A 19,875-nucleotide genomic window follows, 5' to 3' on the forward strand; every position below is an offset into this window, starting at 1 on the left:
GGGAAGATACTACTCACGCGGCCAACGCCCTCCGCTAGCGCGCAGGCTCACCCAAACTGGACGCCCTGGGCCAGCGGCAGCTCGGTGGAGTAGTTGATGGTGTTGGTGGCGCGGCGCATATACGCCTTCCAGGCATCCGAACCGGACTCGCGGCCGCCGCCGGTCTGCTTCTCGCCGCCGAACGCCCCGCCGATCTCCGCGCCCGATGTCCCGATGTTGACGTTGGCGATCCCGCAGTCGGATGCGGCCAGGAAGCGCTCGGCCTCACGCAGGTCGTTGGTGAAGATCGCCGACGAGAGTCCCTGCGGTACAGCATTGTTGAGCGCGATCGCGTCATCTAGATCGTCGTAGGTGAGGACATAGAGGATGGGGGCGAAGGTTTCGGTCGCCACAATGGCGGTCTGCGCCGGCATCCGGACCACCGCCGGTGCGACGTAATAGCCGCCCGCGGGGCCGTCGCGGCGCGGGTTGGGGTCGATCACCTCGCCGCCCTCGGCGCGCGCCTGGTCCAGCGCGCCCAGCATGTCGCGGTAGGCGGTCTCATGGATCAGCGGGCCGATCAGGGTCGCCGGATCGCACGGGTCGCCGACGGGCAGCGTGCGGCAGGCGGCGACGACGCGCGCCACCACATCGTCGGCCACGGAGCTGTGCACGATCAGGCGGCGCAGGCTGGTGCAGCGCTGCCCGGCGGTACCGGCGGCGGCGAACACGATGCCCCGCACCGCCAGGTCCAGGTCGGCCGATGGCGTCACAATGACCGCGTTGTTGCCGCCCAGTTCCAGCAGTACCCGGCCGAATCGCCGGGCGACCCGGGGCCCCACCTGCTGGCCCATGCGCACCGAACCCGTCGCGGACAGCAACGCGATGCGCGGGTCATCGACGAGTTGTTCGCCCAGCTCGGCCCCACCCAGCACCACAGCGCCCACCGACGGCGGCGCGCCGACGTCGGCCGCGGCCCGGGTCAGCAGTGCCTGGCAGGCCAGCGCCGTCAATGGCGCCAGCTCCGAGGGCTTCCACAGCACGGTGTCGCCGCACACCAGCGCCACCGCGGTGTTCCATGCCCAAACCGCAACCGGGAAGTTGAACGCGGTGATCACGCCGACCACACCGAGCGGATGCCAGGTCTCCATGAGCCGGTGCCCGGGGCGCTCGGAGGCGATGGTGAGACCGTAGAGCTGGCGGGACAGGCCGACCGCGAACTCGCAGATATCGATCATTTCCTGCACTTCGCCCAGCGCCTCGGAGCCGGTCTTGCCGACTTCGATCGTCACCAGCTCGGCCAGGTCGTGCTTGTGTGCGCTGATCAACTCACCGAGGCGGGCCACCAATGCGCCGCGCACCGGCGCCGGCGTGCTTCGCCATTGGGTGAACGCGGCCTGCGCGTCGGCGATGCTGCGCTCGGTCTGTTCGGCAGTGGTGGCGGTCAGGGTGAACAGCGTCTCGCAGGTGATAGGCGTGCTCGACGGCATCCCGTGTCCGCCCGGCTCGTCGAGGCTGGCGGTCACGCCGATCGCCTCGAACGCCTTGCGTACCCGGTTACGTAGCTCATCTGAGTGGGTCATTGGCCCCGCTCGCTCCTTTTCACTGTTTGTCGCTGTCTGTGGCTGCTTGTTGCCGATTGTCGCTGCGCCGTGCACCGTCATCGCGCCCGCTCGGTGGCGAGTGCATCGTAGAGCGAGTACGGGTCGTGAATGTCGCGGTCGATGGCCCCGGCCAGCCACCCCACGTGGTAATCGGGGTCGCTGTCCACGGCGCCGGCCGCCTGCCCGGTGCGGGTATCGCCGTCCAGGTTGGAGCGGAAGATGCCGGCCGCCGAGGCGGGCAGGAAGTCCTCATAGACGATAGGCGCCGACGGGTCACCGCCGCGGTAATAGGCCAGACCCTGCGCCGCCATTTCGGCATCGGTCGCCGGAAAGTGGTCGCTCCAGATCGTGGCTGGGTCCCCGGCGCCGGCGAGCCGTGCCATCGCGGCGTCGTAGCGCTCCCGTCCGCGTCGCGTCAGCGCGACGCCGCGCGCCTCGACCTCGCCGAACCGCACCCGCAGGCTGCCTTCGGTGACGGTGCCATCGGCACCGCGGAACAGTCGCGGCTCGGCCAATGCGCGAAACGACGTCTGGCGCAACAGCACCGCGGGTCCGACGGTGCGCGGCGGACCCTGGATCGCCTCGATCATGGTGATGCCGCGCCCGGTCATCCTCGCGTAGAGGTCGTCGATGTCGAGCACGCGTGGCGTGAGGTGGTTGATGTGGGTCGAGCCGACCCCCGCGATGTCGGCCGCCACCGCCGATACCCGCGAGAGCTCGTCGTACCACGCCTTGTCGATCGGCTCGCGCGAGAGCGCGAACGCCGCCACGGCTTTGGCGACGAAGTCCGGTGCCTGCGCGGCGTCGCAGCCGCCTTCGGCGGCGATCACCCGGGCCTGGGCCAGCAGCGCGGGGTCGAACAGCTGCCGGCGGCCCAGAAATGTCAGCACTCGCGCGCGCAGCCCGGAATCGAAGAACCGGCTGTCGCCGGTGGCCAGCATCGAGGTGAACACCCGAAAGGGGTTGTTCGCCAATTCTTCGGCGTCGATTGGGCGGAATGCGGTGGATACCACGGGAATCGGCGACCGGGCCGAGCGCAGGTCGTAGAAGCCCACCGCGAACATGCCGAACGCGGCGAACAGGTCGGCGACGGCGGCAAGTTCGGCGGGGCTGCCCACCCGGATGGCGCCGTGGCGCTCGGCGGTGACCCGCTGCAGTGATCCCAGCCGTTCGGCGCCGGAGTGCGCTGCCACACAGTCACGGTTCACCTCTGCGGTGACGTCCACCAGCGTGCTGTATGCGGGGACTTCGCCGGCGTACATGGCCGACAGTCCCGCGGCGAAGCGGGCCCGCAGTTCCCAGGTAGCCAGCTTATTCGTCGAACTCATGGTGTGCCCTGGCTGCTGCGATAGTCTGCGCCCATGGGTGAGACGCTCGACGACATCGACCGGATCCTGGTGCGCCAGCTGGTCTCCGACGGGCGTGCGACCCTTGCGGAGCTGGCGGCCAGTGCCGGTCTTTCGGTCTCGGCGGTCCAGTCGCGGGTGCGCAGACTGGAGTCACGCGGTGTGGTGACCGGGTACTCAGCGCGCGTCGACCCCGAGTCGGTGGGGCACTTTCTATCGGCGTTCGTGGCGATTACTCCTCTTGATCCTTCCCAACCCGATGATGCGCCCGCCCGTCTGGAACACATCCATGAGGTTGAGTCGTGTCATTCGGTGGCCGGTGAAGAGAGCTATGTCCTGCTGGTGCGGGTTGTCTCCGCGCGGGCGCTGGAGGACCTGCTGCAGCGGATCCGGGCGACCGCTAACGTGCGCACGCGAAGCGCCATCATTTTGAACACTTTTTACAGTTATCGGCAGTTTATACCATAATCTTTCCGGCCCAAGGGTCATGTTTTCGTAAATAACACGCTAGCATGGTCGGCATGACCGCCGCCGTGAGATCCACCGTGCCTGCATGCCAGCAAATAGAAGCAGATGACGTCCAGGAGGTGCTGGGGCGCAGCATGCTGGTCGATGGCTTCGACCTGGTGCTCGATCTGTCCCAATCCGCCGGCTCGTATCTGGTCGACGCCCGAACCGGTCGGCGCTACCTGGACATGTTCACTTTCTTCGCCTCGTCGGCATTGGGGATGAACCACCCGGGGTTGGCCGAGGACGAGCAGTTCCGCGCCGAACTACTCGAGGCGGCGCTGAACAAGCCCAGCAACGCCGACGTGTACTCGGTGCCGATGGCGCGCTTCGTCCAGACCTTCGTGCGAGTGCTGGGCGACCCGGCACTGCCGCACCTGTTCTTCGTCGACGGTGGCGCATTGGCTGTCGAAAACGCGCTGAAGGTGGCTTTCGACTGGAAGAGCCGGCACAACCAGGCACTCGGTATCGATGCGGGGCTGGGCACCAAGGTGTTGCACCTGCGCGGGGCGTTTCACGGCCGCAGCGGCTACACGTTGTCGCTGACCAACACCAAGCCGGTCAATGTCGCCCGCTTCCCGACGTTCGACTGGCCGCGCATCGATGCTCCATACATTCGGCCGGATGCCGACATGGATGCCGTGGAGGCGGAGTCCTTGGCTCAGGCCCGCGCCGCGTTCGAGGCGCACCCGCACGACATTGCCTGCTTTATCGCCGAACCCATTCAAGGTGAAGGTGGTGACCGGCATTTCCGGCCCGAGTTCTTCGGGGCGATGCGACGGCTCTGCGACGAGCACGATGCGCTGCTGATCTTCGACGAGGTCCAGACGGGTTGCGCAATGACCGGTACCCCCTGGGCTTACCAGCAGCTCGGGGTGAAACCCGATGTGGTGGCGTTCGGCAAGAAGACCCAGGTGTGCGGGGTGATGGCCGGCCGCCGGGTCGACGAGATCGTCGACAACGTGTTTGCCGCCTCGTCGCGGCTCAACTCGACCTGGGGCGGCAATCTCACCGACATGGTGCGCGCCCGCCGCATTCTGGAAGTGATCGAGGCCGAAGGATTGGTCGATAACGCGGCCGAGCAGGGTCGCTACCTGCGTGCCCAATTCGACGAGCTGGCCAAGGACCTGCCGGCGGTGGTTCTGCATCCCCGTGGGCGTGGCCTGATGTGCGCCTTCGACCTGCCGACCACCGCCGATCGCGACGAATTGATTCAGCGTCTGTGGCAGCGGGCGGTCATTGCGTTGCCGGCCGGTAAGGTCAGTGTGCGATTTCGTCCCGCGCTCACCGTCGGTCGCGACGAAATCGATCTGGCAATTGCGGCCGTGCGTAGCGCATTATCGGCTATGACCTGAGCCGCGCGCTGTTTATCCCAGCTCCCGGCGGGGTATTCGGTTTGCTGTGTATCCGCAGAACGCAGGATTGGGGTTCAGGATGCAAAGGGTGCATGAGCGATCGGACGGTGATCGCCTCGGACAGGATGACGAAGAGGTCCGAGCTGCTATCCGCTTTGCGGCCCTGGCGGCCAGCGCTGTCGTCGGCTTCCTCATCATGGCGGCGTTATGGGTCAGTACGTGCGGCGGACGCGCAGGAGTCGACACCGCGGCGTGTGGCATGCCCGAGCGCACCTTGCTCGCGCTCGGGGCGCCGGCGATCCTGTTCGCCAGCGGGATATGGGCCTTCGTGCGCACCTATCGCGTGTGGCGTGACGGGGGCACCTGGTGGGGGTGGCACGGCGCCGGCTGGTTTTTGCTGACGCTGATGGTGGTGGCTCTTTCCCTGGGCGTTCCGTCAATTGCGGGTCCGGTACTGGCACTTTGACAAATAATTTGCCCTGATCACTCCACATCCTGTTCGGGGAGTTCTACCGTTGAAGGTAATGCCTGGTAATGGCAGCAATCGCGGGATAGAACGGGATAGTAGAGGAGGAGCCATGGGGGACACCTATCGTGACCCCGTCGACCACTTGCGGACGACGCGGCCACTCGCAGGCGAGTCGCTGATCGACGTGCTGCACTGGCCTGGGTACCTCTTGGTCGTGGCGGGCGTAATCGGCGGCGTCGGGTCGCTGGCGGCCTTCGGTACCGGGCATCACTCCGAGGGCATGGCTTCCGGCGTGGTCGCGCTCACTGTCGCCGTGGTCGGTTTGATCTGGCTGGCGTTCGAGCATCGACGGGTTCGCAGGATTGCCGATCGCCGGTACAGCGAACACCCCGAAGTCCGTCGACAGCGGCTGGCCAGCTAGACGCCATTGGTGAGCACCCCGTCGTCGCTTGGCGGCTGCGGAGTCCGCCCCCTGCCGCGCCGGTGCTTGTTGGTGTTTGTCGCGGCTGCGGGGGTGGGGCATCTCGGCGGTACCCGGTGCGCGAAGAAACATGCAATCGAAAATCGATTCGCGGTTTTACCGGCGGTAGCGACTGGGTATCAGGTCTAAACCATGATGAGTACCGGCATTGTTGCGTCCGCGTTGTCACCCCATCATGGGGGACAAAATCGCCAAAGCACCGACCTAGATTTCCACTGCGACCACGATCACGACGACCGACGTCATCCCGGCAAACATCGCGATTTGCTCGAGCCGGCGCGTCCGGACTGTGTCGGTCCCGCCCGCCTCGCCGGTAGCTGGTTGAATACCCGGTGGCGATCATGACCAACCGGCTGCAACGCTGGGCCCAAAGCGGGACTCAAAGCGAGAGTACTGTCGGTGCAAAATTGCCGGGAGGCCAGATGACCGATGCGGATCCGCGCATCAACAAGCGCGAACGCGGCCACCGTGCCGTCGAACTCAACGTTGCTGCGCGCTTGGAGAACCTGTCGATGCTGCGCACCCTGGTTGGTGCCATCGGCACGTTTGAAGACTTGGATTTCGACGCTGTGGCAGACCTGCGGCTGGCAGTCGACGAGGTGTGTACTCGGCTGATCCGTTCGGCCACACCGGACGCCACGCTGACCCTGGTGGTGGACCCGCGCGACGACGAACTTGTGGTCCAGGCCTCTGCCGCGTGCGGTACGCACGACGTGGTGGCGCCGGGAAGTTTCAGCTGGCATGTGCTGACATCGCTGGCCGACGATGTTCAGACATTTCACGATGGTCGCCCACCTGAGGCAGCCGGCAGCGTGTTCGGCATCATGTTGACGGCTCGAAGGGTGGCCTCCGGCAGGTGACCTCCCGAACTGCCGGCGGTTCCTCTTCACGACCCAACGAATACGCCGATGTCCCGGAGATGTTTCGTGAGTTGGCCACCTTCGATGCCGACTCACCGAATTTCCAGCGCCACCGCGACACGATCGTCGAGCGCTGCTTGCCGTTGGCCGATCACATCGCCCGGCGGTTCGAGGGACGTGGCGAACCACGCGATGACCTGGTTCAGGTCGCGATGGTCGGGCTGGTCAACGCGGTGGTCCGCTTCGATGTCGAGACGGGTTCGGATTTCGTCTCGTTCGCGGTGCCCACCATCATGGGCGAGGTCCGGCGGCATTTCCGCGACAACAGTTGGTCGGTCAAGGTTCCGCGGCGGCTGAAGGAACTGCATCTGCGGTTGGGCGCGGCCACCGCCGAGCTGTCGCAGCGGCTGGGCAGGGCGCCCACCGCGACCGAACTTGCCGCCGAGCTCGAGATGGACCGAGCCGAGGTAGTCGAGGGCTTGGTAGCGGGCAGCTCCTACAACACCTTGTCCATTGACAGCGGTAGCGGTAGCGAGGACGACGACGCCCGCGCTATCGCGGACACGTTGGGTGACATGGACGCCGGTTTGGATCGGATCGAAGATCGCGAGTCGCTTCGTCCCTTGCTCGAGGCGCTGCCCGAGCGGGAGCGAACGGTTCTGGTGCTGAGGTTTTTCGACTCGATGACACAAACGCAGATCGCCGAACGGGTGGGCATCTCACAGATGCACGTCTCGCGGCTGCTGGCCAAGTCCCTGGCGCGGCTGCGCGATCAGCTCGAGTAAGCGCGGCCGCGCGTCCCGTTCGCGGCCGGTTTTCGCGTGCCCTAGTGTCCGTTGACCGATGTCACGTCTCGAACAACATGAGCGCGACCCGCTCCGCAGTTGCGATCGGATCCGTGCATTCGCCCGGGTCCGACGGCAGCACGCCGTTGAGCCACAGCATCGAGAAGCCATGGATGAGCGACCAAGCCGCGAGTTCGGCGCCGTGGCGATCCGCCACGGCTTTTGGATCTTGGAGCAGTGAGGCGCCCCGGGCGAGCTCCATCGAGGCGGCCGCGTGCGCGGCGGCCAGATCGCTATCCGTGCGGTCGATCAGGGACCAGTCGAACATCACCGCGTAGTGGCCCGGATGCCCGATCGCAAAGCGGACGTAGGCGCGGGCACCGTCGAGGAAGTTTCCGCGGGCCTCACGCAGTGCTTCGGCAAGCAACATGAAGCCTTGCGCCGCTAGTGCGGTGAACAATCCGCGCCGGTCGGTGAAGTGGTGGCCATAGGCATTGTGCGACACGCCAGCGCGGCGGGCCAGCTCACGCACCGACACGGCGCCAACTCCGCGCTCGGCGACCAGGGTGGCCGCTTCGGTCAGGATCGCGTCGCGCAGACCGCCATGGTGATACTGCGAGCGTTCACTCATTCGAGCATCGTACGAGTTGGCCCTGAGCCGCCACGCGTTAGCTCATGGTAAGTCAACGAGGCGGGTCCGGCCCTTCGGTCGACAGGTAGGCCAACCCGTGGCGGGAGATTCGGCCCAGCTTATCGACGTTGGCGTGCCGCAGTTCCGCAGCGTCGGGACGCCGTTCGGCTACCGATACCGGTGGCTCATCAAAGTTTGCCGACTAACGCCTGCTTGTCTCGTTCTGACGCGCTGATCGTGGCTCTTGCCGGAAGATCCGCTGTGTTACGGACGTCACAGGCTAACTACGTTTGCCGATCAGCGGCGTTGCGTCGAATCCTCTATTGAATACCGGCGCCGCGAGCAAAAAGCTATGACCTGCTAGTAATTGATCGTTCTGGCTCTGCGTCGCGGCAGCCCGCCGTCTGCCGCCTCGCCAATCGGAACATTCAGCTAACTTCACGCCGAGCCGTGTAGCCAATGTCAAGTCGCCAATATCAATATTTCACGTTGACAATGACAACATAGCCATGTACCTAAAGGGCGTGACCGCATCGCGCGGTCTTGTGGTCCCCCTGGGCAGGGAATGCGCGCCGCCCTTGTGTCGCGTGGCAGGTAGCCGTGGCGAATGAGCTGAGGAGTTTCATATGACGGCTGGTACCCCGACGGTCTCGCAATGCCCTGGTGAGGACGACGGGGACCAGGCAGCCCGGTGGGTAGCGGCTTCGGCATCGTTGACCCTTGATCGGTCGTTGCATGAACTCGCCGACGCGGGACACTTCGGACACATCAGTGCCGGAGCCGACGGATCCGCGGTCGATCTCGCCGAGCTCAGTGCGATCGTGGAGCGCGTCGGTGGCATCGATGTCGGCCATGCGGCCCTGCTCGCGGTACATCACGGTGCGATGCAGACCGTCTTGCTCCATGGCAGCAGCCAAGCCCGTCAGCGATTCATCGATCCGATGCGCACCGCCCGGCTGCTGGGTTCCCTGGCGATCACCGAGCCCAGCGTGTCCGGTTCCAACCTGCGTGAACTGGTCAGCACAGCGATCCCCGACGGCTCCGACTGGGTGATCAGCGCCGCGAAATCCTGCATTACCGGTGCGGGATGCACCGGCGTGTTCGTGACTCTGGTGCCGTTCGCCGTCGACGGTGGCACCGCGTTGACCGCGGTGGCGATCCCGGCTGACAGTCCGGGGGTCAGCGTGCTGCCCCCTGAGAGAACCTTCGGATTGCGGTCCGTTCCGGTGTCGGGCATCCGCTTCGATGGGGTGCGGGTAGCGCCCTGGCAGATCCTCGGCGGGATTGGCGATGGGCTCGAGGTGATCGACCAGGGCCTGCGGATCGGCCGCGCTAGCGCCGGCGCGATTGGCCTGGGCGTGATGAAGCGATGCGCGCAGTTGATCTACCGCTTCGCGTCACAACGGGAGGTGAGCACCGGCCTGCTCATCACCGACCCGGTTGTCCAGCGCCGCACGGCGCGCATCGCCGCAGAGATCGAATCGATCGAGGCCCTGCTCGGCGTCGTCGCGACCGAGCCCGACACCCCGCAAGAGATCTTCCTGACGCTCAAGGTCGCCGCCTCCGAGTTCGCCTATCACGCCACCGACAACGCGATGCAGACGCTGGGATGGCGCGGCTACGTGGAGCGCAACCGGGTCGCCGCATTGATGCGAGACGTCCGGTTCCTGCGGATCGGGGAGGGGCCTTCGGAAGCCCTGCTGACCGAACTGGGCGCTCGCTTGGCCGCGCGATCGGACACCGTCTATGACTGGATGGCCAGCCGCGGCTCAGGCCGCGATGCGGCAAACCGGCTGCGGGAAATCGTGGACGAACTCGCTGCCGATACCTCGGTCAACAATTTTCACGACCTGGGCCGGCTTGGGGGCTGGGCGATCCTTGCGGCGGTGGCACCGCAAGGGTCGGCGGCGCAGGCGCTCATCGAGCGGGGTTGGCGTTTCGAACGGACCAAGGTGGGCGGGCGAGACGAGCACGCCAGCGGCTACGAACAGGCGCTACCTGCCTACGCCGATGCGGTCGGCACGCTTGATGAATTTCTCGCCGGCGACGCCGAGGTTGACCCGGCCCTGCATCCGCTTCGCCGGCGGGAGGCTGAACCGATCGTCGGTCCCCGGCGGCCGGGCGGGGATCACAGCATTCACGAACTCGTTGCCGCCCAGATCGAGCGCACCCCCCAGGCCATCGCCATTGAAGACGTTCACGGGGCCACGGTCACCTATGCCGAGCTGGGCGAGCGGGTCGACGCGTTCGCCGAACACCTAGCCGCGGCGGGGGTCCGACCCGGTGATGCCATCGGCGTCTTCCTCGGGCGCAGCGTTCACCTGGCCGTCGCGGACATGATCACCGATGCCGGTGTCAGTCGCGTTGTCGTCGACGATCAGACCCGGCCATTGGTTCCGGTCAACGCACCCGAGCTGATCGCGGCCGACCGCGCCGGCGCAGCGGTCGCGTCGATGCCGCCGCCCCAGCTCGATCCTGCTGAGCCGGCCTACCTCAACTTCACGTCGGGTTCTACCGGCCGCTCCAAAGCGGTGACCAGTTCGCACCGTGCATTCTGCAATCAGCTGCTGTGGCGGTGCGACGAATTCGGCCTTGGCGGCGATGATGCGTTGCTGCAGACGGCCGCACCCACATTCGACATCTTCATGTGGGAGATCTTCGGCCCGCTGGTGGCCGGTGCCCGGCTGGTGTTCAACCCGGGGGAGTGGGATCCGCACTCTATCGTCCAACGCGTCAGGCAGTCGAGCATCACGATGCTGCAGATCGTTCCCTCGCAGCTGGATGTGCTGCTCGAGGAGCCCGATCTTGGCCAGTGCATGACCTTGCGCTACGTGTTCTGCGGTGGTGAACCGTTGTCGCTGGCGCTGTGCCGGCGGTTTGCCGCCGTGTTGCCCCACGCCGAGCTGGTGAATCTGTACGGACCGACCGAGACGACCATCGATGCGACCTTCTGGCGTGTCGAAGTCGCCGACGAGGCATCCTGGGCGCCTATCGGACGTCCGATCGCCAACGCGTGCCTCTACGTTGTCGATCCGGAGGGCGCGCTGGCCGCCCCGGGGGGCGAAGGCGAGCTGTGGATCGGCGGTGCCGGCGTCACGATGGGCTACCTCGGCTCCCCGGCCATCACCGCGCAGCGTTTCCGCCGCGACGTCCGCTGCGCGCATCCCGGTGCCCGGGTCTATCGCACCGGTGATCGGGTACGCCAAAGACCCGACGGGACGCTGGAGTTCCTCGGTCGGATGGACCGGCAGCTCAAGGTGCATGGCGTGCGGATAGAACCGGCAGAGATCGAGCGAACCCTGTGTGAGCACCCGGGTGTGCAGCATGCGGTGGTCACCGTCAAAGAGCGCGCGCCCGGCGACAAGGCCCTGGCCGCCTATCTCATTTCCGACTCCCCGAACATGGAGCTGGATCTGGAGGCCGTGCTCAAGACCTGCCGCACCAAGTTGCCCGCCACGATGGTTCCGGCCGCGGTGATGGTGCTGGACTCGCTTCCCCGCACCTCGACCGGCAAGGTGGATATGGCCGCGCTACCAGCCGTTCCCTTCGCCGGTGCTGTCGGTGCTGCCGATGCTGACGCCGATGTGCGCGATGTGCCGCAGCGACTGATCGGACTGGCCAGAATCTGGGAAGAGATCCTCGGCCGGCCCGTCCTCGATCCCAATGCGGACTTCTTCCGCATCGGTGGGCATTCCCTTGCTGCGTTGCGGGTGATCATGCGGGTGCGTGAACGGATGGGCGTGGTCCTGCAGATGCGCGACTTCGTTTCGGCCGGGACCCTGACCGGCCTGCAAGACCTCATCGAGCAGAAACTGCGACAGGTCGCCACCGCCGCCGAGGTCGAGATGCTTGAACCGGCGCCCGTGGACCGGCGGGCGCCCCTGCCGCTGGCACCCATGCAGGCCAATCTGTGGTACCTGCAGCAGCTGGCACCGACGATGTCGGCCTACAACATCGTCGAGGCCGTGCACATTCGTGGCGAGGTGGACACTCGACGCTTGGAAGCCGCGTTCGCCGCGGTGCTCGGGCGGCACGAGGCGCTGCGGACGATCTTCCCCTATCAGCAGGGGCAGCCGGTCCAGGTTGTGCTGGCACCCGGCGGCGCCGCGCCGATCGAACATGCCGACCTTTGCGGCGGCGGCCAAGACGACGGCGATGCCCGCGCCCACGAGCTCATCGCCGAACTGGGGGCGCGCCCATTCGACCTGCAAAAGGATCTACCCATCCGAGTGCTGCTCATCGCGCTCGGCGCCGATGACCACTACCTGGCCTGGAGCGTGCACCACATCGCCGCCGACGGGTGGTCGGCCGCCGGACTGCTCAACGCCGAGCTGAGCAAGGCCTACGCGGCGCCGGGTAGGGCAGCGCGGCTGCTCCAGCTAAGCCTGCAACCAATCGACTACCACCACTGGGTGGCCGGGCAAATCACCTCCGGCGACCGCGCGGCGCTGGAGGGCTATTGGAGTGAGCATCTGCGCGATGCGCCGCCGGCGATCGATCTGCCCAGGGATTTCCCGCGCCCGCTGCGGGGTAGCTTCCGCGGGGCGCGAGTGCCGATCGTGATCGACGACGACGACCGGGCGGCGGTGCGAGCACTGGCTCGCGAGCATGGCGCGACCCCGTACAGCGTGCTGGTCGCGGCCTTCATGGCGTGGATCGCCAGCCGTGGCCGCCAGCGCGACATCGTGATCGGCGGCGTGACCGCCGGGCGTGAGCATTCCGGCATCGAGAACGTGATCGGCAACTTCGCCAGCACCCTGCCGTTGCGCTGCCGGCTGCGCGACAACCCCACGTTCGCCGACCTGGTCGTCCGCGCCCGCGATGAGGTCCAAGCCATGGTCGACCACAGTGCTTTGGCATTCCCCGACATCGTCAATGTGGTCCGCGCGGAGCGCGCTGGTACCCGCAACCCGATCTTCCAGGCCGTGGTCACGTTGTTCGACGGCGATATCGCCCCGGTGCGCATCGAGGGTGCCGAGGTCAGTCACGTGGCGGTCGACCCGGGGTCGGCCAAATTCGACTTGGTGGCGTCGTTTGCCGACGACGGGAACACGCTGGGCGGTTTCCTGGAATACGACCGCGAGCTGTTCAAAGCGGCCACGGCCGAACGGCTGGCGGCCGAGCTGGTCGCGACCATCGGTTCGCTCACCCGAACACCCGAATGCCGCATCGAGGACTACGCCGTGGGCGGTGGGGCCTTCGTTGCGGTCACCCCAGCCCCGCTGACCCATGCCCAGCTGCGGATCTGGCTGCTCGACCGGAGGAACGCGGGTGGCCCGGAACTGTGTGCGCAGCGGTATTTCGACCTGCGCGGCAAGGTTGACGTCGAGCGGTTGCACGACGCCCTGGAGCTCCTTGCACAGCGCCACCCCGTGCTGCGGACCAGATTCCCCGAACGCGCGACCGGGCCGGTCCAGATAATCGGGGACGCCGAGCCGGTGCAAGTCCGCGATCTGCGCGGCCATGACCCAAGCGATCAGGAATCGCTACTGCGAGAGCTGGTCTGCGCGGATGCCGCCAGACCGATCGACATCACCACCGACTCTCCGCTGCGTGCGCTCATTCTTCGGCTGGCCGACGACCGGGTGGTGCTCGGACTCAACTACCACCAAATCGTTGCCGATGATTGGGCCGGGGCGACGATCTTGGCCGAACTGTCCCGGCTCTACGGCGCCCTGGGCGACGGGCCGCTCGATGATGAACCCCCCGTCGCGCCGACCATGGGGCAGCTGGCCCTGGCCGAGTCCGCCCAACCCCGCCATCGGCTGGAGGAAACCGACCTGCCGTTCTGGGACGAGATGCTCTCCGGCCTCCCGGGTCGCCTGGAGCTTCCCACTGATTTCCCGGCGCCGTCGGTGGCGTCGTTTTCCGGGGCCAGGTTCGAATCGCCGCTGCCCGATGATGTGCTCGAGCGGCTGGACCGGTTCGCGGCGCAGATCCAGGTGCAGCGGTCCACGGTGGTGCTGGCGATGTGGCAGTACCTGCTGCACCGCTACTCCCAGCAAGACGCGTTGCTGGTTGGGCTGCCGTTCCCGGCCCGCCCCGCCGGGGTGTCCGAGGCCGCGATCGGATATTTCGCAAACCTCCTGCCGGTGCGCGCGGATTTCTCGCCGGCGCTCACCTTGCGGTCGCTGACGACCGCGACCGCCGAGCGGCTGGCCGCGACGACGGCCCACGCCGACGTGCCCTTCGAAGAGCTGCGGGAGCGGTTCGCGGCGCGGGACAAGGCCGCGTCGCTGATCGAGGCGGCGTTCGTTCCGGAGGTCCCCGGCTCCTATCGGCCGACGCTGGACGGGCTCGACGTCACCCCGGTGCCACACGACCCCGGCCGTTCGCTGTTCTGGCTTTCGCTGTCCTTGCAGTCCGATGGGACCGCATTGCGGCTGGTGTTCGAATACCGCGATGCGTTGTGGGACGCACAGAGCATCGCGCGGATGGCCGCTCATCTGGTGACACTGCTGGCCGCGGGTCTCACCCAACCCGACGCCACGTTGGCCGAGTTCTCCATGCTCACCCAGGGCGAGACCGACCAGTTGCGGGCTCTGGATGGACGCCGCGAGATTCGGCCCGCACACCCTGCGCTGCACCGATGGTTCGAGGACCGGGTGCGAGTTGATCCGGACGCCGAAGCCGTCCGGTTCCTGGGGCGTGGGCTGACCTATGCCCAGCTGGACGCCGAGTCGAACCGGCTGGCCAGGTTACTGATCGCCGGTGGCGTGCGCCCCGGTGACAAGGTCGCGATGCTGCTCGAACGCACCCCGCTGATACCCATTGCGGTACTGGCCATCATCAAGACCGGCGCCGCCTATGTGCCGCTGGACCCGAGCTGGCCACCGCAACGAGCCGAACTCGTGCTGTGCGACTGCGCCCCGACGGCAATCCTCACCGAGACCGCGCTTCAACACGTGGTGGCCGACCATGACGCGCCGATCCTGCAGCTGGATGCGCTGGACCTCTCCGACCAGCCCGGGACCGGGGTCGACATCGAGGTGAACGACGACGACGTCGCCTATGTCATCTACACCTCGGGCTCGACCGGCCGCCCCAAGGGTGTCGAGGTTACCCACGCCAATGTGATGCGGCTGTTCAGCGCGACCGAGGGGCTCTTCGAGTTCACCAGCGCGGACCGTTGGACGATGTTCCACTCCATCGCCTTCGACTTCTCGGTTTGGGAGCTGTGGGGACCGCTTCTGTACGGCGGATGCGTGGTGATGGTGCCCTATCTGGAGACCCGGACCCCGCGCGCGTTTCGCGAATTGCTGTCACGTGAGCGGATCACCGTACTCAACCAGACGCCGTCCGCGTTTCGACTGCTGCGCGACGCTGACGCCGAGGCCGACACACCGCTGTATTTGCGCTACGTGATCTTTGGCGGCGAAAGGCTGACGTCCTCGGACCTGATCCCCTGGATCGAGGCACACGGCGATTCCCATCCCGACCTGATCAACATGTACGGCATCACCGAGACGACGGTGCATGTGACGTTTCGTCGATTGCGCCGCGAGGATGTGCTGGGCGGGCGGGGTTCGCGGATCGGACGCCCGATACCCGACCTCGAGTGCCTGCTCACCGACGCTGCCGGCAACCTGGTCCCGCTCGGTGTGCGCGGCGAGATCTGCGTGGCCGGTCCCGGGCTGGCAAAGGGCTACCTGGGGCAGCCGGAACTGACCGGTCAACGCTTTGTCCCACACCCGTTTCGCCCTCGGGAGCGGCTGTACCGAAGCGGCGACGTCGGACGGCGACTGCCGTCGGGCGAGATCGAGTACTTCGGCCGCCTCGATCACCAAGTCCAATTGCACGGTTTTCGGATCGAGCTCGGAGAGGTCGAAAACGCCGTCTCGGGGCTGGAAGAGGTGGTGGCCTGTCATGCGATGGTGCGCCACGACGACGACAAACCCCGGTTGGTGGCCTACGTGGTGACCTCGACCGGCGAGCAACTGCCGATCAGTTCCAGCCGCCAGAAGTTGGCCGCCCGCCTTCCCGGCTACATGCTCCCGTCAGCGATCGTCACCGTCGAATCCCTGCCACTGACCGCGAACGGCAAGATCGATCAGCGGGCGTTGCCGGCACCGATGGTGGCGGCCGGGGCGCCCAGCGCAACGCCGAGTGAGACCACCGACTCCACCCGGAATCTCGCCGCCTCGACGGTTGACCAGATCCGGCAGGTGTTCGCCGAGGTCCTGGGACTTCCCTCGGTCGGTGCTGACGACAACTTCTTCGATATCGGCGGCGACTCGATGCACGCGGTGCAGCTCTCGGCGAAGGCCAGAGCGTTGGGGCTGGCGGTGGAGGTTCAAGATCTCTTCCAGTGCCAGACGCCCGAGCAACTCGCGGCCGGCATGATCCGCACCGGTTCGGCCGGTGCGGCGCTGCAATCGGAGCCGCGAACGCCGATGGTCGAGGGTCCGCAACCCAGCGATCTGCCGCCGGGTGTGGAGGATGCCTACCCCCTGGCCGCCCTACAGGCCGGGATGCTGCTGCACAGCCGAGTCGATGGGCCGTGCATCTATCACGACGTGTTCAGCTATCTGGTAGACGCCCCGTGGGACGAGATCGCGTTCCGCGCCGCCGTCGACGTGGTCACCGCCCGGCACCCGATCCTGCGGACGACCTTTGATCTGTCCGGCTATTCGCGACCGCTACAGGTGGTGCGTGAAGAGGCGTGCACCCCACTGACGGTGATCGACCTGTCCGGGCAGAGCGCCGCCGAACAGGAGGCCACCGTGGCGGCCTGGATGGAAGCCGAATCGAGTGCGGCCATGCAGTGGCAAACCCAGACTCCGTTCGGGGTGGTGATCCACGTGCGCGATGGCGAACGCTTCGAACTGGGGCTGACGGTCCACCATGCGCTTCTGGATGGGTGGAGCGTGGCCGAACTTCAGCGTGACCTGCTCGTCAGCTACGACGCATTGCGGACCACCGGCGCGCCCCCGGCCCGACCGCGGCTGCAGAACCATTTTCGGGAATTTGTCATGCTCGAGAGCGAAGCCGAGGCCAGCCCGTCGAGGGCCTTCTGGCTCGATCGGCTACAGGGCTTCCAAACGCTGCGCTTCGCGGGTGACCGCCTGCAGCACGTCCGCCCCAAGTTCCGGTGGATCGAGCTGCCCGAGCGCATCGAGGCGGGCCTGGTGCGGATGGCTCGCAGTCGACACGTACCGCTGAAAAGCACGCTGCTGGCCGCCCACCTGGCGGTCAACGGCCGTCTCGGCGCCACCGACGACGTCCTGAGCGGGGTTGTCGTCAACGGCAGGCCCGAAACCGACGACTCGGCCAGCGCCCTGGGGATGTTCTTGAACACGGTCCCGTTGCGGATCAAGATGACGGCACCGGACTACGCCGGGCTGGTCGACCAGGCGTTCGCCGCCGAGCGCGACCTGTTGCCGCATCGTCGGGTGCCGTTGCGGGCAATCCGGCGTGACATCGGCATCGGCGGATTGTTCGAGACGGCGTTTAACTTCGTCAGCTTCGACAAGGCCGGTGCCAGTGAGCGCACACCGGTTTCCGCGGGTGCCAGGGATTCGAGAACCTTGCGGCGCAAGATGATCGCCCACACCAATCTGCCGTTGGTCACCATATTCGCCCGCGAGTACGGTGCCCTCGGCATCGGCATCGAATACGATCCGCGGCTGGTTTCCGACGAACAGTTCGACGCGATTGTCGCCGCCTATCTGGATGCCATCGAAGCCATCGCCGATGGTGGATCAGCTCGACTTCCGGTGTTTCGGCACGAGACGGAGTTGAACTTCCTTCGCCCGACGGGTCTGGTGGCGCCACACGTGGCGGCCAACCCCCAGGAAGTCACCCGCAGGCAGCTGGAGCGGATCTGGGAGCGGGTTCTGGGCCATCCCGTGGTCGGTACGGATTCGGTGCGCGATTGCGGCGGCGACTCCATCGACGCTTTGGTCATCGGTGAGCACATCGCCACCGAATTCAAGTGCGATCCGCCCCTTGCCGAACTCCTCGACGGTGCCACCGTGCATTCGCTGGCGTCGACGCTGACGCCGGCGGGCACCGGGTGAAATCTGTGGCCGGGGGCGGCCCTACTTGATCTCGGCGAGCACCGTTCCCTGGGTGATGGCCGCGCCGGCCTCGACCGCAAGCCCGGTGATGACACCGTCTTTGTGAGCGGTGACCGGGTTCTCCATCTTCATCGCCTCGAGGACCACGACGAGCTCGCCGACGACGACCTCCTGGCCTTCTTCGACCGCCACCTTCACCACGGTGCCCTGCATCGGCGCAGTCACGGCGTCGCCGGAGGCGGCGGCACCGGTGTGGGCACCGCGCTTGCGCGGCTTGGGCTTGCGCCGGATGACACCCGCATCGGCGCCGGAGCCGTTGGACATCGCCAGATCGGCGGGCAGCGAGACCTCGACCCGGCGACCATCGATTTCGACGACCACGGTTTGGCGTGGGCGGAAGTCTTCGTCGTCGAGCGGTTCACCGGCGGTGAACGGTTCGATCGTGTTGTTCCATTCCGTCTCGATCCAGCGCGTGTGCACCGAGAAACCGTGCTCGTCGCCGATGAATGCCGGGTCGGAGACCACCGCGCGGTGGAACGGGATGACGGTGGCCAGGCCCTCGACCTGGAACTCGGCCAGAGCGCGTCGAGCTCGCTTCAGCGCCTCGGTGCGGTTGGCGCCGTACACGATCAGCTTGGCCAGCATCGAGTCGAATTGGCCGCCGATCACCGAGCCGGTCTCCACGCCGGAGTCCATCCGCACGCCAGGACCGGCCGGCGGGTGGAACTTGGTGACCGGACCGGGAGCCGGTAGGAAGCCGCGGCCGGCGTCCTCGCCGTTGATCCGGAACTCGATTGCGTGTCCCCGCGGGGTGGGGTCTTCGGTCAGGTCCAGCTTCTCGCCGTTGGCGATGCGGAACTGCTCGCGGACCAGGTCGATCCCCGCGGTCTCCTCGGTGACCGGGTGTTCGACCTGAAGACGGGTGTTGACCTCCAGGAAGGAGATCAGGCCGTCCTGGCCGACCAGGTATTCGACCGTGCCGGCGCCGTAGTAGTGGGCCTCTTTGCAGATCCGCTTGGCCGACTCGTGGATCTCCTTGCGCTGGGCGTCGGAGAGGAACGGCGCCGGAGCCTCTTCGACCAGCTTCTGGTAGCGGCGCTGCAGCGAGCAGTCGCGGGTACCGGCGACCACGACGTTGCCGTGCTGGTCGGCGATCACCTGCGCCTCGACGTGGCGCGGCTTGTCCAGGTAGCGCTCGACAAAGCACTCGCCGCGGCCGAATGCCGCGGTGGCCTCGCGCACCGCCGACTCGTAGAGCTCGGGAATCTCTTCCATGGTGCGGGCGACCTTCATGCCGCGCCCGCCGCCACCGAAGGCCGCCTTGATGGCGATCGGCAGCCCGTACTCCTGGGCGAAGGCGACCACTTCTTCGGCGTTCTTGACCGGGTCGGGAGTGCCGGGCACCAGGGGCGCCTTGGCGCGGGCGGCGATGTGGCGGGCGGTGACCTTGTCGCCGAGGTCGCGGATGGACTGCGGGCTGGGACCGATCCAGATCAGGCCGGCGTCGATCACGGCCTGGGCGAAGTCGGCGTTCTCCGACAGGAAGCCGTAGCCGGGGTGGATCGCGTTGGCTCCGGACTTCGCCGCCGCGTCGAGGAGCTTCTCAAAGTCCAGGTAGGACTCGGCGGAAGTCTGGCCGCCCAGGGCGAACGCCTCGTCAGCCAGGCTGACGTGCGGGGCCTCGGCGTCGGGTTCGGCGTAGACCGCCACGCTGGCCAGGCCCGCGTCCCGGGCCGCCCGGATCACTCGGACTGCGATCTCGCCGCGATTGGCCACGAGAACCTTGGAGATCCTGGAGCTGGCGTGACTGGCCACTGCGCCTCCTGTAGGGCTGGAAGT

At 66.8% G+C, this 19,875-nt stretch carries 11 protein-coding genes; 7 read left to right on the forward strand and 4 right to left on the reverse strand.

Annotation, left to right across the window (positions count from 1 at the left end; genetic code table 11):
• Positions 1-47: 47 nt before the first annotated feature.
• Together amaB and hglS are read right to left on the reverse strand one after the other, a co-directional pair.
• A complete protein-coding gene (gene amaB / locus MPSD_RS06935) occupies positions 48-1,562 on the reverse strand; it encodes an L-piperidine-6-carboxylate dehydrogenase (protein WP_020727300.1) in 1,515 nt (504 codons plus the stop codon).
• 77 nt (positions 1,563-1,639) lie between these two features.
• Positions 1,640-2,911: a 2-oxoadipate dioxygenase/decarboxylase gene (gene hglS, locus MPSD_RS06940; protein ID WP_020788409.1), complete on the reverse strand. Its 1,272-nt coding sequence runs from the start codon at positions 2,909-2,911 to the stop codon at positions 1,640-1,642.
• 33 nt (positions 2,912-2,944) lie between these two features.
• On the opposite strand from hglS, the gene MPSD_RS06945 reads away from it, so the two are divergent.
• From MPSD_RS06945 to MPSD_RS06975, 6 genes are all read left to right on the forward strand, one after another.
• The gene (locus MPSD_RS06945) at positions 2,945-3,397 is read left to right on the forward strand and encodes an Lrp/AsnC family transcriptional regulator (protein WP_020788408.1); all 453 of its coding nucleotides are present in this window, start codon (positions 2,945-2,947) and stop codon (positions 3,395-3,397) included.
• 53 nt (positions 3,398-3,450) lie between these two features.
• Positions 3,451-4,791, forward strand: a complete 1,341-nt coding sequence (lat, locus tag MPSD_RS06950; RefSeq protein WP_036427482.1) for an L-lysine 6-transaminase — start codon at positions 3,451-3,453, stop codon at positions 4,789-4,791.
• Positions 4,792-4,870: 79 nt separating this feature from the next.
• Positions 4,871-5,257, forward strand: coding sequence for a hypothetical protein (locus MPSD_RS06955; protein WP_036426866.1), 387 nt, complete (start codon positions 4,871-4,873; stop codon positions 5,255-5,257).
• Positions 5,258-5,369: 112 nt separating this feature from the next.
• Positions 5,370-5,681 (forward strand): protein UsfY, encoded by a 312-nt coding sequence (gene usfY, locus MPSD_RS06960; protein ID WP_020788405.1) that lies wholly within the window; start codon positions 5,370-5,372, stop codon positions 5,679-5,681.
• Between the two features lie 482 nt (positions 5,682-6,163).
• The gene (locus tag MPSD_RS06970; RefSeq protein ID WP_015354822.1) at positions 6,164-6,601 is read left to right on the forward strand and encodes an anti-sigma factor RsbW; all 438 of its coding nucleotides are present in this window, start codon (positions 6,164-6,166) and stop codon (positions 6,599-6,601) included.
• The gene (locus MPSD_RS06975; RefSeq protein ID WP_086084687.1) at positions 6,598-7,386 is read left to right on the forward strand and encodes an RNA polymerase sigma factor SigF; all 789 of its coding nucleotides are present in this window, start codon (positions 6,598-6,600) and stop codon (positions 7,384-7,386) included. The genes MPSD_RS06970 and MPSD_RS06975 overlap by 4 nt, the downstream gene beginning before the upstream one ends.
• A gap of 61 nt (positions 7,387-7,447) precedes the next feature.
• Here MPSD_RS06975 and MPSD_RS06980 read toward each other — a convergent pair whose 3' ends face one another.
• On the reverse strand, positions 7,448-8,017 hold the full coding sequence (locus MPSD_RS06980) for a TetR/AcrR family transcriptional regulator (RefSeq protein ID WP_012393123.1): 570 nt from the start codon (positions 8,015-8,017) through the stop codon (positions 7,448-7,450).
• A 626-nt stretch (positions 8,018-8,643) separates the two neighbouring features.
• Between MPSD_RS06980 and MPSD_RS06985 the strand changes: the two genes are divergently transcribed.
• A complete protein-coding gene (locus MPSD_RS06985) occupies positions 8,644-18,036 on the forward strand; it encodes a non-ribosomal peptide synthetase (RefSeq protein ID WP_119571710.1) in 9,393 nt (3,130 codons plus the stop codon).
• Positions 18,037-18,057: 21 nt separating this feature from the next.
• Here the strand turns inward: MPSD_RS06985 and MPSD_RS06990 are convergent, their stop codons facing one another.
• A complete protein-coding gene (locus MPSD_RS06990) occupies positions 18,058-19,851 on the reverse strand; it encodes an acetyl/propionyl/methylcrotonyl-CoA carboxylase subunit alpha (RefSeq protein WP_036426865.1) in 1,794 nt (597 codons plus the stop codon).
• Positions 19,852-19,875 lie beyond the last annotated feature (24 nt).

Source organism: Mycobacterium pseudoshottsii JCM 15466, assembly GCF_003584745.1.
GTDB lineage: Bacteria > Actinomycetota > Actinomycetes > Mycobacteriales > Mycobacteriaceae > Mycobacterium > Mycobacterium marinum.

Coding starts and splice junctions, on each gene's coding strand:
- usfY (WP_020788405.1), top strand. CDS start 5,370: ATGGGGGACACCTATCGTGACCCCGTCGACCACTTGCGGACGACGCGG.
- MPSD_RS06945 (WP_020788408.1), top strand. CDS start 2,945: ATGGGTGAGACGCTCGACGACATCGACCGGATCCTGGTGCGCCAGCTG.
- hglS (WP_020788409.1), bottom strand. CDS start 2,911: ATGAGTTCGACGAATAAGCTGGCTACCTGGGAACTGCGGGCCCGCTTC.
- amaB (WP_020727300.1), bottom strand. CDS start 1,562: ATGACCCACTCAGATGAGCTACGTAACCGGGTACGCAAGGCGTTCGAG.
- MPSD_RS06970 (WP_015354822.1), top strand. CDS start 6,164: ATGACCGATGCGGATCCGCGCATCAACAAGCGCGAACGCGGCCACCGT.
- MPSD_RS06980 (WP_012393123.1), bottom strand. CDS start 8,017: ATGAGTGAACGCTCGCAGTATCACCATGGCGGTCTGCGCGACGCGATC.
- MPSD_RS06955 (WP_036426866.1), top strand. CDS start 4,871: ATGCAAAGGGTGCATGAGCGATCGGACGGTGATCGCCTCGGACAGGAT.
- lat (WP_036427482.1), top strand. CDS start 3,451: ATGACCGCCGCCGTGAGATCCACCGTGCCTGCATGCCAGCAAATAGAA.
- MPSD_RS06985 (WP_119571710.1), top strand. CDS start 8,644: ATGACGGCTGGTACCCCGACGGTCTCGCAATGCCCTGGTGAGGACGAC.